This window comes from Akkermansia massiliensis (assembly GCF_018847375.1).
Classification (GTDB): Bacteria; Verrucomicrobiota; Verrucomicrobiia; order Verrucomicrobiales; family Akkermansiaceae; genus Akkermansia; species Akkermansia massiliensis.
Window position 1 is genome coordinate 2,635,983 of record NZ_CP072036.1, and the last position, 13,571, is coordinate 2,649,553.

Below are 13,571 nucleotides of genomic sequence, written 5' to 3' on the forward strand. Positions count from 1 at the left end.
ATCAGGGGACTTAACCCCGGCGGCGGCGCATGCACGATAGGGAAACCAGCCCCAGCAGGCTCAGTGTGGCCGTGGCGGGTTCCGGAACGGGAAGGGCGGGGTTGGCCGCCAGCGCGGCTATTTCCCCGTCATTCAGGACACCGGCATATAATTGGAGGTCATCCATGGTCGTATTGGCGGTGGACGCCAGCTTGAGTGACTGCACGTCTCCGGTGAAATTGACTCCGGAGGCCGTGATTTTCTTCTGCCCGTCCAGATAAATGTTCAATTCCCCGTTCTGGAAGGTGATGATGATGTTGGAAAAGGAATCCCTGGAAATCGTCAGGTTGGCCCAGTTGCCCACGTTTCCGCCGCAATAGGCCGCCCATGCCCCGGCGGTGGAGGCGTCGCCGGAATCCTTCTGGAGGTACATGTTCTGGCTGTTGCCGGATGTGAAGGTCAGGATGCTTTTCCATATAGCCGAGGACGATGTATTGCCGGGGGAGTAGTCCTTGACGGCAATGGAAAGGCTGAAACCTTCCGTAGCATTCAGCCCCAGTCCCGTACTGGAGGAGCCCAGCGTCAATTGTCCGCCGTTCGTGCGGCTATCATAGCCCCGGCCTTCATAGCCATCGGTATAATTCATCCAGCCTGATCCGCTGAACGTGGCGTTGCCCGCATTTGGGCCGGCCAGATTATTGTCATTTAAAGATGACAGGTTTCCGTCAAGCTTGTTGAAATCATAAAAATATTTCAATGTGGCGGCCTGGGCTCCCAACCCTGAGCAAAGCAGGAACATCGTAAGATACAGAGAGGATTTCATGAAATTATTAAAAAAATTACTGAATGGAGCCAGTATCGGATTTACAATCCGGAAGACCGCTTCAAATTCAATAACTTCTTATAAATAAATAAGGTTTCCGTATTAGGCGTTGTTTATTATTCCTACTTTATATGTGGGAATATTTGCCGTTACTTTTTTGAACTCAAAAAAATAAGTTGACTTCCGGATTGTAAATCCGCGGCGGAATTATCCTGTTATGCATGATTAACTTATGAAAAATAAAGCAATCATGGTTGAATCAGGTATAGATCAAAATACCGCGAAATCTCCCGTCTTTTAATAGAAATGCGTGAATGCCTATTGCCCCCCGGAGGGCGGAGATTCATCTGGAAAGAAATGGCCGTTCCAGGCAGCGGAACGGGTTTCCTTCAATTCTTTCCATGCAGGGAAGGAACGGGAGCCTTCGCCGGGAGGGTGTACAGTTTTTCAATATCGTCCAGATACCGGGAAATGGGGGTATTGGCCGGCTGTTCCTGTTCACGGAGCAGTTTGACGGCTGCCGCGTAGGAGGCGAATGTCTTGCCGGTTCCGGACCGCGTATTGATTTCATACCAGTCCATGTAGTCCCGGACGCGCCGGGCGGTTTTCATGGATAGCTCCCTGATTTCCCGAAGCTGCCCGATTTTCGGGGCGGCTTCCCGGCCGTTGATTTTTCCGGTCTGCATCAGGGCCACAAGCTTGGCGTATTCCACAATGACGGGCCGGTAGGCGGGGAAGGAGCGCCGGCTGAGGTTGAGCAGGCTGCCGGATATGTTGGAAAGCTGCCTGTTCAGGTCCGTCAGGGAATTGGCCTGGTCCAGATTGTCCAGGGGGAAGGTGACGGTCGTCCGGGTGTCCGGATCGTATTTGACCAGGGTGAGGGCTTCCTGCAGGTGACGTTCCGTTTCCGTGATCGTGAGGGTTTCCGTCAGGGGAGGAGTCGCCATGCGGGAAAGCTGGAGCGTCCACCATTTATGAAGGGAGGAGGGGGTCAGGTTGAGCTGCGGAAAATGGCGTTTGATGAGATTCCTGGGATCGTCATTGCCCAGAATGGCCTGGTCCAGAAGCTGTTTCATCCCTTCCGGACCGTTTTCCTGGTTCAGCAGGCAGAGCACCAGCGCGCCGCAGGAGGTTTGATAGGCGGCGTAGGAGGTGGCGTCCAGTTCCTTTTCCGGTTCCGGACAGTTCAGGATTTCTTCCGGGGTCATGATGCCGGATTGCTGGAACAGGGTGGAGTACATGGCCCGGTCCGCTTCATTGGTGTGCCACAGGACGGCCTGCTCCAGCCCGGCAATCAGCCAGGGGGGCAGCGTTACTTCGTCCGGCAGTCCTTCCGGGTCCACCGTGCGCAGCATCATCTCATAAAGCAGGGTGGAGACGATGGCGTGGCGCAGCTTGTCCTGGTTGATGCCGCGTCCCAGGTGAATGAAGATGTTGTAGGAGAGGGTATTCCCCACAATCACGGTCTGCATGCGGATGGGGTTGGCCGGAACCGGGCTTCCCGGCTCCCCTACCAGACGGATGATGATGTTGTTTTTCCATTCGTCAGGCTGCTTGAGGATTTTCACCAGGGCCGTGCGTATGGAGTCCGCCCGCGTGGCAATGGCCCCGGCCAACAGGGAATCCATCCCTGTAACGTGAAATTGCTTGGAAGCGGAAACGCTGGTGAACGGCTGCCGTTTGACGGACTGTCCTTCCGTTCCGGCAGGGGCCGCGGCCGGATGCTGGGGAGCGGGGGGTACGGCGCTCACGTTGGAGCTGCCCTGCAATACCGGACGGTCAGAGGCGTCATCGATCAGGGCGGTGTCCGGAACGGGAACGGGGGAAGCGGCCTGCGCTTCCGCGGAAGGGGCGTTCCCTGCCTCCTTCTGTTCCTGCGCCCGAACGCAGGGGGGCAGGAGAAGGGCCAGCAGCAGAAGGGCGCATGTTCCTCTGAATTTCATCAATGGGAAAAGCTTAGTCGAATTGTTCCGCCAGACAGCCGAAGTCTTCTTCCGCGTGCCCTTCACGGCACAGTTTCCCCATGATGGAGGAGACCAGCGCGGCAGCGGGCGTGTGGATTCCCTTTTCAGCGGCCAGTTCCTGGGCGTAGATGCTGTCTTTCCGCATATTGTCCAGGGAGAAGTGGGTGGAAAAGTCGCGTTCCGCCATCAGGGGCAGCTTGAAGGACGCCAGGGGGGAGGCGATGACGTTCCGGGAAATGGCCTGCCCCAGCAGTTGAGGGGAAATGCCGTATGCCTGGGTGATGGCCAGGGCTTCGCTCAGGCTCTGCACCATGGTGGCGGAGACCATGTTGGTGACCAGTTTGACGACGGTTCCGGCCCCAATCCCCCCCAGGTGCAGGATGTCACGGGAACTGTGTTCCAGTACTGGCCGCACGCGGTCCAGAGTGGAGGAGTCCGTTCCCGCATAATAGACCAGCTCCCCTTTTTCCGCCGGAAGGCGGGATCCGGTGAACGGGCAGTCCACATACGTGCAGCCGATGGCGGAGCACATCAGGGAGAGCTTGCCGACGGTGGCCAGGTCAATCGTGGAGTGGTTCAGGATGACATGTTCCGGGGTCAGCGCGCCCCTCATCTGTTCAAATACTTCCAGACAGGCATTCCTGTCTTTCAGATAGAGCTGGATGATTTTGGAGGCGCGGGCCGCGTCCGCCGGGGTGGGAACGGCTTCCGGAAAGTCTTCCCGGGGCGTCCGGTTCCAGACGGTGACCTTGTCACCCAGTCCGGTCATGTGGCGTGCAATCCGTGAGCCGATGAGGCCCAGTCCTAAAATGGAAACTTGATACATGGCGTTTTTCAGGAGAAAAAGGAAGGGGCGGATCCGTCAGGAACCGATGCGGAAGCGGCTTCTCCTGCGGGGTGCTTCCTGTTTTTCCGGCTTGGGCGGTTCCGCTGCGGCGGTGGCGGTTTCCGCAGGAGGCTGTGCGGCAGGCGCCGCGGAGGCCGTTTCCCTCATCTGGTCCGCCAGGGAGACGGGCCCGGCCTCCGGACGGTGGCTGACCACGACCTGCTTGGGCCCGGCAGAGGGCCTTTCCAGGGCATTGGGGTCCTCCGCCACATGGGCGGGCACCTCATAGGCATCGTGGGGAATGGCGGATGGATCGCTTACTGCTGCGGCCAGGCGCATTTCATCCTCGTTCGCGGCAGGCGAGGGAGCTTTGTCCGGAGCCTGTTTTTTGCGGGGAAGGGTGGTGGTCCCGGTGATGGCGAGTTCCAGGTCGGAATCCGGCAGGCCGCCGCTGCGGATGGCGGCGTCATAACTCTTGCGTGCCTGCGCCGTACGGCCCAGCCGGGAATAAGTCCAGGCCAGGTTGAAGTGGGCGTCCGGTGATTCCGGCTGGATTTTCAAGGCGTTTTCAAAGTGGCCCACCGCTTTTTCATAGTTGCCTGCGCTGGTTTCCAGGTTGCCCAGGTAAAGCAGGGCTGGAGCGTTGGCCGGGTCCAGCCGGACCGTTTCCGTCAGGGAGGCGATGGCGTGCTGGTCCTGCCCGGCGCGGTACTGGGCCACGCCCATCATGAACCATGCGGGGGAGGAGGCTGCATCCAGTTCCGTGGCCTTTTTCAGGTATTCGATGGCTTCCTCCGCCTTGTTGCGCTGGAGCAGGATGGTGCCCAGGTTGACCAGGGCCGGAACGTGGGCCGGCTGGAAGTCCAGCAGGGTGCGGTACAATTGTTCCGCAGCGGCGTAGCGTTTTTTGGCGAAGGCCTCCGCGGCTCCCTGTCCCAGGGCTTCCGCTTCCAGCTTCCGGCGCACCGTGGCTTCCATGCTCCTGTTCAGAGCTTTTTCCTGCTCCGGCGTAATGGCTCCGGCGGAAATGGCGGCCAGGCGCGCCTGTTCGGCGGAACGGGCTTTCAGTTCATCCATCTGCCGGGTTAGCTCCTCCACTTGAAGGTTTTTCTGTTCCAGGGCCTTCTGGGTCCGGGCCAGGGCTTCCGCATGGCTCTTGTCATTCCTGGCGGATTTGGCCGCTTTTGTCTTCGTCTGGCTGCGCGCCAGTTCCAGTTCCCTGGCAAGCTGGGCGGCCTTGTCGCGTTCCGCGGAAAGGGCCTGGGCCAGCTTGTTGATCTTTTCCTTCTGCTGGTCCGTCAGGGGGATGTCTATCTTGTTGTCTCTGGCGATGACGTTGACAATCTGCTTTTCCGCCGGGGTGAGCTTGATGGCTTCTTCATTGTCCATCAGGGAGGCGATTTCCGAAGTGTCCGCGTTTTCCTGGAGCAGGCGCTTGTAAGTGCTGATGAGCAGGGAACGGCTCTGGTCCTGCACGGAAAGGATGCGGAGCTGCTTGGCGATTGTGGAGCGCAGCAACTGGTTTTCCTCCAGCAGGAGAGGGCTTTTTTCCGGATTGGCTTCCAGTTTGGACAGCTCCACATCCGCATTGATGAGCTTGGTGTTCAGCTCCGTAATGCGCTTGCGGTAGCCGATGTTTTCATCCCGGATGGCAATCAGTTTCTGCTTCAGGTCCGCGGATTCCTCCCGCGCCTCTTCCAGGGCTTTCAGGTTGGCCTTCCGCTGTTCTTCGGAGTCGGACTTGGCCGTTTCCAGGGCGGCGATTTTATCCTGAGCGTCCTTGAGCTGGGCCGCCAGAGTCAGGTTGCGGTCCAGCAGGTTTTTGGTTTTGTCCGGGCTGTTGAGTTCCACCAGGGCGGCCAACTGGTCGCGGTCCTTCTGGAGGGCGTTTTTCTCATCCGTGACCTTGGCCAGCTTGTCCTGGTGCTCCTTGAGCTGAATTTGGAGATCGGCAATCTGCGCCAGATACTGGACTTTTTCCTGTTCCAGCGTGGTGACTTTCTGTTCCAGCTCCTCCACCCGCTTGGTGAGGGTCTGGAGGAGCTTGTTGCTGGTCTTTCTCTCATCCTCCATCTGCTTCTTGACCTTGAGCAGTTCGTCCCGGTAAACGGATTCTCCGGCGGACGCTATGGCCAGTTTTGCCAGAATGTCCTCCTGTTCCTTGCGGGTGCGCTTGAGCGCCTGGATCAGGGCCTTGTTTTCAATGGTGGTTTTGTCCAGCAGCCTGCGGATGCGCTCGTAATTGCTTTCCACTACTTCCGGGGCCGCTCCGGGGGAAACGGACGGGGACGGGATGGTGTTGACGAGGGATTCTCCGGGGCGGGAAGGGAACTCCACTCCCTTGTAGCCCGGAGGAAGGACGATGTTGGGCTTGGGCCTGGGTCGCTTGGGCACGGCGGCCGGACGTTCCAATTCCAGGCCGGGGCCTGATGAAACGGCGGCGGCCTGCTGCTGCGCCAGCTTCTGCCACTGGTCCAGCTTCTCCCTGTTGAGCTGGCGGCGTGTTTGAAGAAGGTTGGGCCGCCATTGTGGATAGGCCTTCACCAGGCGTCCCAACTTTTCTTCCGCCTGTTGCGTCAGGCGGATGGCTCCTATGTAGTCGCGTTTTTCCACCAGTTCGGCAGACCTGGTTACCAGCTTTAACGCTTCCAGGTACATGTCCGTGGGGTCCTGCCTTGTCCCGGCGGAAACGGGCATGGGGCCCGGCACATAGGCGCCCTGGGCCAGAAGGGGCAGGGCGCCGCAGGTCAGGGATAAGGCAACGGCAATGCCAAGAGGTAGAGGAGTCATCATGGGGAGAAGCTTTGTTTACATACTGTAAACCATCTTGAATCGCAAGGATAAACCGTGTCTTGTGCTTGTGTTCGCGGGGCCCGGTGCTAGACTCTCCTCAATCCTTGATTTTTCTGATGAATATCTCCGTTTTAGACCGTTTTTTAAAGTATGTTTCCGTGGGTTCCCAGTCTGATGCGGATTCCCGCAGCGTTCCGTCCACTCCCGGCCAGACGGAACTGGCCCGGCTGCTGGCCGGGGAGCTGAAGGCGCTGGGAGCCCAGGCGGAGCTGGATGAAGCCTCCGGCATCGTGTACGCCTCCATCCCGTCCAACGTGGAGAGGGAGGTTCCCGTCATCGGCTGGGTGGCTCATGTGGACACGGCCCCGGGCGTCTCCGGCAGAGGCGTGAAGCCCCGCATCGTGCGCTCCTACGACGGCGGAGACATCGTCCTGAACCGGGAACAGGGCATCGTGCTTTCCCCCGCCGTTTTCCCCGAACTGGCGGACTATGCGGGCCAGGACCTGGTCGTGACGGACGGAACCACCCTGCTTGGCGCGGACGACAAGGCCGGAGTGGCGGAAATCATGGATATGGCCGCCTCCTTCCTGCTGCATCCCGAACGGCCCCACGGCGAGATACGCATCGCCTTCACGCCGGACGAGGAAATAGGCCGCGGGGCGGATGCCTTTGACGTGGAGCGCTTCGGCGCGGACTTCGCCTATACTGTGGACGGAGGAGCCCTGGGGGAAATCGAATATGAAAATTTCAATGCGGCCTCTGCCGTGGCGACGGTGCGCGGCACCGGCATCCACCCCGGCAGCGCGAAGGGCAGGATGCTGAACGCGTGCCTGGTCCTCATGGAATTCCAGGGAATGCTTCCCGCGTTCCAGAATCCCGCCTTTACGGAAGGATACGAAGGCTTCTACCATTTGGACTCGTTCCGGGGGGATGTGGAACGGGCGGTCGGGGAGTACCTCATCAGGGACCACGACACGGCGGAATTTGAGCGCAAGAAGGAATTCATGCAGGAGTGCGCCGCCCTGCTGAACCGGAAGTACGGGGAAGGAACCGTGCAGGTGGAGGTAAAGGACTCCTATTACAACATGAAGGAAAAAATCCTCCCGCACATGCACCTGGTGGAACATGCCCGCAGGGCGATGGCGGCCGTGGGCGTGGAGCCGGAAATTATCCCGGTGCGCGGCGGTACGGATGGAGCCCGTCTTTCCTTCATGGGGCTGCCGTGTCCCAACCTGTGCGCCGGAGGCCACAACTTCCACGGAAGGTATGAATACGTTCCTGTCCGTTCCCTGGAAAAAATTTCCGCCATTCTCCAGGAAATCGTTTCCGGCTACGCCCGGTACGGTTTGGAACCTCCCGCCGGAAACTAGCGGAACGGCGATGGAAGGCGGCTTTGCGGCTCCGTCTCCTGGGAGCGGCAGGCTCCTGCCTTTCGTGGGTGAAACCATCGCGAGCCGCCAGGGCAGGGAGGCTCTGGCTCCCAGCGTGGTGTGCGGCTGTGAAAAGGGAATGGCGGGAATGTTAATCGGGCGTCTATTGGGGGCCTGTCAGCCATCCCTGAACATTGGAAAGGACCTCTTTTCCGGACCGTGGAATCCCGTGGGATTCCTAATCCGTGAAGCTGCGGGAAAGTGCTTGCTTTTTTCCCTCCCGTCATGATCATGGCGGCTCACCGTTTTTGATAACCCCCGCATACACACATTTTGATATGAGCGTGATTCCCAATGTCCTGGCTGAAAGGTACGCCTCCGCCGCCATGAAATCCATCTGGTCCGCAGAGGGCCGCATCGTCCTGGAACGCGAATTCTGGATCGCCGTGATGAAGGCCCAGAAGGATTTGGGGCTGGATATTCCGGACGGCGTGATTGAAGCTTACGAACGGGTGAAGGACCAGGTGAACCTTCCCGCCATTGACGCCCGCGAACGCGTCACGCGCCACGACGTGAAGGCGCGCATTGAAGAGTTCTGCGAGCTGGCCGGCTGCGAGCACATCCACAAGGGCATGACCTCCCGCGACCTGACGGAAAACGTGGAACAGCTCCAGATCTGGAAGTCCATGCAGATCATCCGGGACAAGGCCGTGGCCGTGCTGAACCGCATGAGCGCCCTTGCCGGACAATGGAAGCACGTGACCATCGCCGGCCGCACGCACAATGTAGCCGCGCAGACCACCACCATGGGCAAGCGCGTCGCCATGTTCGGGGAAGACATCGTGCACGGCCTGGGTTCCTGGATTTCCCTGATGGACCGCTACAGCGTGCGCGGGCTGAAAGGCGCCGTGGGCACCCAGCTTGACCAGCTCTCCCTCTTCGGGCAGGACGCGGGCCGCGTGCTGGAGCTGGAAGACCGCGTGTGCGCCCACCTGGGCATTCCCGCCAAGTGGATGAATGTGGGGCAGGTGTATCCCCGTTCCCTGGACTTTTCCGTGGTTTCCGGCCTGGTGGAGCTCACCTCCGGCTGTTCCTCCTTCGCCAAGACCCTGCGCCTGATGGCCGGCCATGAACTGGCTACGGAAGGCTTCGCCAAGGGGCAGACCGGCTCCAGCGCCATGCCGCACAAGATGAACGCCCGCTCCTGCGAACGCGTCAACGGCTTCCACGTCATCCTGAAGGGCTTCCTGATGATGATCTCCGGACTGGCCGGGGACCAGTGGAACGAAGGGGACGTATCCTGCTCCGTGGTGCGCCGCGTAGTCATGCCGGATTCCTTCTATGCCGCGGACGGCCTGTTTGAAACATTCCTGACCGTCCTGAACCAGATGGGGGTGTATGAAGCCGTGGTGGCCGCGGAACTGCGCCGCTACCTGCCTTTCCTGATGACTACCACCATCCTGATGGAAGCCGTCAAGCGCGGCATTGGCCGGGAAACCGCCCATGAGGTGATCAAGGAACACGCCGTGGCCGTCTCCAACGACCTGAGGGCCGGAAAAATCATGGAAAACAACCTGCTGGACCGCTTGGCGGAAGACGGTCGCCTGGGTATTGACCGGGCGGACCTCCAGGCCATCTTTGACTCCAACTCCTCCGCCACGGGCATGGCGGACGCCCAGGTGGAAGCGTTCCGCTCCATGGTGCAGGAGCTGACGGACAGGTTCCCGAACGGCGCGGGCTACCAGCCCGGAGACATCCTGTAAGGGCGCCGTACGCTTCGGTACGCACTTTATTCCCAGACTTCCCAGACGCCGTCCATCCGGGCGGCGTCCGTTTTTATGCCGGATGCGTACATGCTTTTTCAATTTCTTTACGTCAGGAGAGCTTGACGAATCAGAAGGATGCCAGTAAGCTTGAATCCAGTAAACGGGCGCGTACGTTGCATGCGCCTTCGCAAGCAACCCTCCTGTTAAACAATTTTCAATATGGAAAACCAGCAGCTCAGCCTTTTGGACCGTGTGTACACCGTTCTCAGAAAGAGAGGGGAAGAAACGGAATGGATTACTTCCGCGGACAACCACAACCTCAGAACGGGCATCGCGTTCGTCCCCTGTGATACGTTCACGCCCGTGAGCCTCCTGTACACGATGATTGATCGTCCGGAGACGCTGGTGATTGACGTGCTTTTTGCCGCCAAGGTGCCTGAAAACCGCCGTGTGGAAGTCAGCATCATCCTCAGTGAGCTGAATGCGGACCAGACGGCCGGCGCCTTCCAACTGGACCCCAACAGCGGATACGTCTACTACCGCCAGTCCTTCGTTCTGGAAGGCATGGACCTCACGGAAGCCCAGTTTGCCCAGTTGATGAAGAACATTGAAACCGTGGCTGTGGAAACGGCGGAAGCCTACTCCCACATCATGGAGACGGAATATCCCAAATAACGGGCCGCGTTCCCCCCGGAGCTGTTCATGAGCGAGGCCCCTCAAAAAAAGGGAACATCCTGGTCCATAGGCATCGGCCTGGGGATCGCGGCGCTTTTGATAGGAACGGCTATTTTAACGGACCCGTCCGTCTCGGGCTCTGCCGGAGAAAAGGACAAGGCGGCCGCAGGAACGGTGGAGCCGCTGCATTTGCAGACGAACACTCTTGCCATTTCCGCGCCCGGCATCGTGAAGGCCTCCCACCTGACGATGCTTTCCCCCGGCGTTTCCGGGAAGGTGGACAAGGTGCACCCCCTCTTCAGCGCGGGGGAAATCGTCCTGAAGGGAACGCCCCTGCTGGAGCTGGAAAAATTTGAATACCGTGCACGCCTGGCGAACGCGCAGGCTGGGCTGGAACAGGCTCGCCTGGATGTATCCACGGAACAGGCGGAAGCCCTGAAAGCCATCAAGAAGACGTACAGCTCCGTCTCCAAAAGCGGAAAAGAGTCGGAACTGGTGCTCCGGGTGCCGCAGCGACGGGCCGTGAACGCGCGGCTGAACGCCGCGGAGGCGTATGTGGCGGAAGCGGAACAGGCCCTCCGGGACACGGTGCTGGAAGCTCCCTATACCTGCCAGGTGGTGGAATGCTCCGTGGGTGCCGGGGCCCGCGTGGTTGCCGGGCAGCCGGTGGGGAAGGTGATTCCCCTCCAGGAGCGGATGATACGGGTTCCCGTGCCGCTGGAAGAATTTTCCGCATTGCCCAGGGATGAACAGGGCAGGGTAAGCACGGCGCTGACCGCCTCCTGCGTGCTGAACAATGGAAAACGGCTGCAATGGCTGGGCCGCGTTACGGCGGTGGACGCCGCACTGGATACCGAGCGCAATTCCGCCGTGCTGATAGCCTCCCTGGAGCCGAACGCCTCCCATGTTTCCGAATGGCAGGTGGCCCCCGTCAACATGGCCCTTCAGGTAAACATCAGCGTGCAGGTTCCCGCCTCCGCGTGGATTCCCTCCTCTGCCGTCCGGGATGGAAGCTCCATTCAGGTAAAAACCGCGGAAGGGATGCAGGAGCGCAAGGTGCGCGTGGTGGCGTTGAAAGACGGGAAAGCCCTGGTAACCGTTCCGGAATTACGGGACGGGGACGCTTTGGCTCTTTGATATTCCGGATTTCTTCTTCCCCTATTTTTTCCGAGGGCTTGTCCCTTTCAAAAGGCGCTCCGGAAATCAGGCTCCGGAGAGGCCATAAAAAAACCATGCCGCCCGGAAGGGGGAGGCATGGCGTTGCGCTCAATGGCCGGCGGCCCATGGGTCAGTGTCCGTTCGTTCTCATGTCGAACACCAGCACCTCAAAAGGTTGAAGTTCCAGGCTCACCGGCTTGCCCTGTTCCAAATTCAGCGTTTTGACGCGCTGGTCCGGGTAGGAGGCCTTCATGGGGAAAACGGCGGGCACTCCCTTGACGGGTTCAAAGACGGTTGACGCATCCAGATCAATCGTCCGCGGCCGGTCGTCCGGATTGCGGAGGGCCAGCGTGCAGCCCCGCGGGCTCCATGCCGCATAGCCGTACGGTTCCAGCTGGTTCGGGTTGCCGCCCACCCAGTGCACGTCGGCCAGGACGTCCTGGAAGCGCCGGGCCCAGCGGGCCCCGGCCGCCACGTCGTCCCACGCCTTTTTGTCCATCATGGACGGCGTGAGATAAAGTTCCTGGAGATTGGCTCCGGAACCGAAATAAATGCGGGCGTCGTTCTTCAGGTCCCTGTTGTCCTGCTTCCCGTCCTCTCCCTTGCTGACGCGCGCGGCCTGGAACTTGGTGCCCAGCACCATGCCGTGGTGCATGATGGAGTTCAGGGGATAAAGCGGGCCGGGCTTGACGATGACGTTATAGCAGGCCCCGTCGCGGAACGTGATCCACTGTTCGCGGTCGTCTCCCTTGCCCGTCCAGCCTACGTCCGCCGTACCGCTGCGCCAGGTGGAATCCACGTGGTTGAGCCAGAAGGGGGAGGGCCAGGTGCCTACCGTCGTGTTGATGAACAGGCGGGGATTCTCCCGGCGAAGGTCGTTGGCGATGGAAAGAAGGGCCATGAAATGGGGGCTGATGCCGTCTCCGGCCTTGTCCCACTTGAAATAGGTCACCTTGTCCTTCTTCATCAAGTCGGAGCAGCGTTTTTTGAACCACTTGTAATACTGGGGGCAGGAAAGGTCGAATCCCGCGGCGTCAGCCGGGAGAATGCCTTTGTCCTTGGCATGCTGAACCCTCTTTTCCGGGCCGAAATACCCTCCCAGCGGAGAAATCCAGATGCCGAAGCCGGAAGGAATCTTCCCGACCGCCTTGACTACAGGTTCAAACCCGTGCGGGAATTTTTTGGTGGAGGGCTGCCAGAGGTCTTCATTAACGTCGTCCCAGCCGTCATCCAGCACGAAGCCGTCCAGCCTGACGTGGCGGGAACCCAGTTCCTTCCTGTATTCCCCGGCTGTCTTGACGAGCGTCTTTTCCGTGGGGTCCAGGCCGTCGTCATACCAGCCGTTGTAATGCAGAAACTGACGGTAGGGCGCAGCCCGTTCCCGTTCCAGATAATAAAGGAACCCGCGGCGAAGCTGGTTCTCCGGCCATACGCCCAGCACCGTGGTGAACGTCTGGGCGTTACCGCTGCCCATGGGAAGGTTGCAGTCAAACCCGACGGTTCCCGTTCCTCCGGCGGCCTGGGCCCTGGCTACGGGAAGTTCAATGCCGGCAAACGTGCCTTCCCGCTCGCTGACCAGTGGGCTGCCCGGTACGGTGCCCTTCACGGCCAGGGTGGGATCCTGCAAATCAATCAACTGGACTTTCTTCAAATCCACCTCCTTGGACGCTTCAATCCGGTAGGTTTCCTTGACGTAGGAGGAACCCTCCCTCAATTCCGCCTTCCAGTGAACCGTCAGCCCGCTGTTTTTGTCCCGGAAAACGGCGGAAATAACGGCCCCTTCCAGCCGTTCCCCCAGGCGGAGGCCGGCGGAATGCCCTTTCAATGCGCTGATGGCGGGAACTCCTTCCATCACAAACCGGGAGGAGGGGAGATTGTAGGCGTCCTTCTCCGTGGAAAGGCGGAACAATTCCGGAGCCTGGGCGCCGGTGGCGGCCTTTTCGTCCGTGGCGCCCCGCTCCTTGTTCACGATTCCCAGGGGAATCAGCCTGCTGCCGTCCACCTTCCATGAGGCGCTCAGAATATTGTTGCTTAACGTATAAACATCCCCTTCCCGGTGGGCGGCGGGGGCTCCCGGTGTTGTCCCCGGATAGGTTACGGACGCGGCGGCTGTCTGAAAGCAAACGCAGGAACAGGCAGCCAGGGCAATTGCCGGCAGGGATGATGAGTGCATAATCCGGAAGAATCCGCAATCGGGAGGCATCCGTCAATTCAAAA

Annotated in this window: 9 protein-coding genes; 4 read left to right on the top strand and 5 right to left on the bottom strand. The window is 59.8% G+C overall.

Annotated features, from left to right (window positions below; translation table 11 throughout):
- Positions 1-10 precede the first annotated feature (10 nt).
- From J5W70_RS10990 to J5W70_RS11005, 4 genes are all read right to left on the bottom strand, one after another.
- Entirely contained in the window at positions 11-802 is a 792-nt protein-coding gene (locus J5W70_RS10990; RefSeq protein ID WP_022398261.1) for a LamG domain-containing protein, read from the bottom strand.
- 389 nt (positions 803-1,191) lie between these two features.
- On the bottom strand, positions 1,192-2,745 hold the full coding sequence (locus tag J5W70_RS10995) for a hypothetical protein (RefSeq protein WP_022398262.1): 1,554 nt from the start codon (positions 2,743-2,745) through the stop codon (positions 1,192-1,194).
- Between the two features lie 13 nt (positions 2,746-2,758).
- A complete protein-coding gene (locus J5W70_RS11000; protein WP_022398263.1) occupies positions 2,759-3,592 on the bottom strand; it encodes an NAD(P)-dependent oxidoreductase in 834 nt (277 codons plus the stop codon).
- Positions 3,593-3,628: 36 nt separating this feature from the next.
- On the bottom strand, positions 3,629-6,385 hold the full coding sequence (locus J5W70_RS11005; protein WP_022398264.1) for a tetratricopeptide repeat protein: 2,757 nt from the start codon (positions 6,383-6,385) through the stop codon (positions 3,629-3,631).
- A 116-nt stretch (positions 6,386-6,501) separates the two neighbouring features.
- Between J5W70_RS11005 and pepT the strand changes: the two genes are divergently transcribed.
- The 4 genes from pepT (at position 6,502) to J5W70_RS11025 (ending at position 11,333) form a co-directional block, all read left to right on the top strand.
- Entirely contained in the window at positions 6,502-7,755 is a 1,254-nt protein-coding gene (gene pepT, locus J5W70_RS11010; RefSeq protein WP_022398265.1) for a peptidase T, read from the top strand.
- A 338-nt stretch (positions 7,756-8,093) separates the two neighbouring features.
- Positions 8,094-9,518, top strand: a complete 1,425-nt coding sequence (gene purB / locus J5W70_RS11015) for an adenylosuccinate lyase (RefSeq protein ID WP_022398266.1) — start codon at positions 8,094-8,096, stop codon at positions 9,516-9,518.
- A 222-nt stretch (positions 9,519-9,740) separates the two neighbouring features.
- Complete coding sequence (locus J5W70_RS11020) at positions 9,741-10,196, top strand: YbjN domain-containing protein (RefSeq protein WP_022398267.1); 456 nt, start codon at positions 9,741-9,743, stop codon at positions 10,194-10,196.
- Between the two features lie 27 nt (positions 10,197-10,223).
- Positions 10,224-11,333, top strand: coding sequence for an efflux RND transporter periplasmic adaptor subunit (locus J5W70_RS11025; RefSeq protein WP_022398268.1), 1,110 nt, complete (start codon positions 10,224-10,226; stop codon positions 11,331-11,333).
- 151 nt (positions 11,334-11,484) lie between these two features.
- On the opposite strand, the gene J5W70_RS11030 is transcribed toward J5W70_RS11025, so the two are convergent.
- On the bottom strand, positions 11,485-13,527 hold the full coding sequence (locus J5W70_RS11030) for an alpha-galactosidase (RefSeq protein WP_022398269.1): 2,043 nt from the start codon (positions 13,525-13,527) through the stop codon (positions 11,485-11,487).
- Between the last annotated feature and the right edge of the window lie 44 nt (positions 13,528-13,571).

Excerpts from the sequence above, each read along its gene's own strand:
- J5W70_RS11030 (WP_022398269.1), bottom strand. The coding sequence starts at position 13,527 with ATGCACTCATCATCCCTGCCGGCAATTGCCCTGGCTGCCTGTTCCTGC.
- J5W70_RS11020 (WP_022398267.1), top strand. The coding sequence starts at position 9,741 with ATGGAAAACCAGCAGCTCAGCCTTTTGGACCGTGTGTACACCGTTCTC.
- J5W70_RS11005 (WP_022398264.1), bottom strand. The coding sequence starts at position 6,385 with ATGATGACTCCTCTACCTCTTGGCATTGCCGTTGCCTTATCCCTGACC.
- J5W70_RS10990 (WP_022398261.1), bottom strand. The coding sequence starts at position 802 with ATGAAATCCTCTCTGTATCTTACGATGTTCCTGCTTTGCTCAGGGTTG.
- J5W70_RS11000 (WP_022398263.1), bottom strand. The coding sequence starts at position 3,592 with ATGTATCAAGTTTCCATTTTAGGACTGGGCCTCATCGGCTCACGGATT.
- pepT (WP_022398265.1), top strand. The coding sequence starts at position 6,502 with ATGAATATCTCCGTTTTAGACCGTTTTTTAAAGTATGTTTCCGTGGGT.
- J5W70_RS10995 (WP_022398262.1), bottom strand. The coding sequence starts at position 2,745 with ATGAAATTCAGAGGAACATGCGCCCTTCTGCTGCTGGCCCTTCTCCTG.
- purB (WP_022398266.1), top strand. The coding sequence starts at position 8,094 with ATGAGCGTGATTCCCAATGTCCTGGCTGAAAGGTACGCCTCCGCCGCC.
- J5W70_RS11025 (WP_022398268.1), top strand. The coding sequence starts at position 10,224 with ATGAGCGAGGCCCCTCAAAAAAAGGGAACATCCTGGTCCATAGGCATC.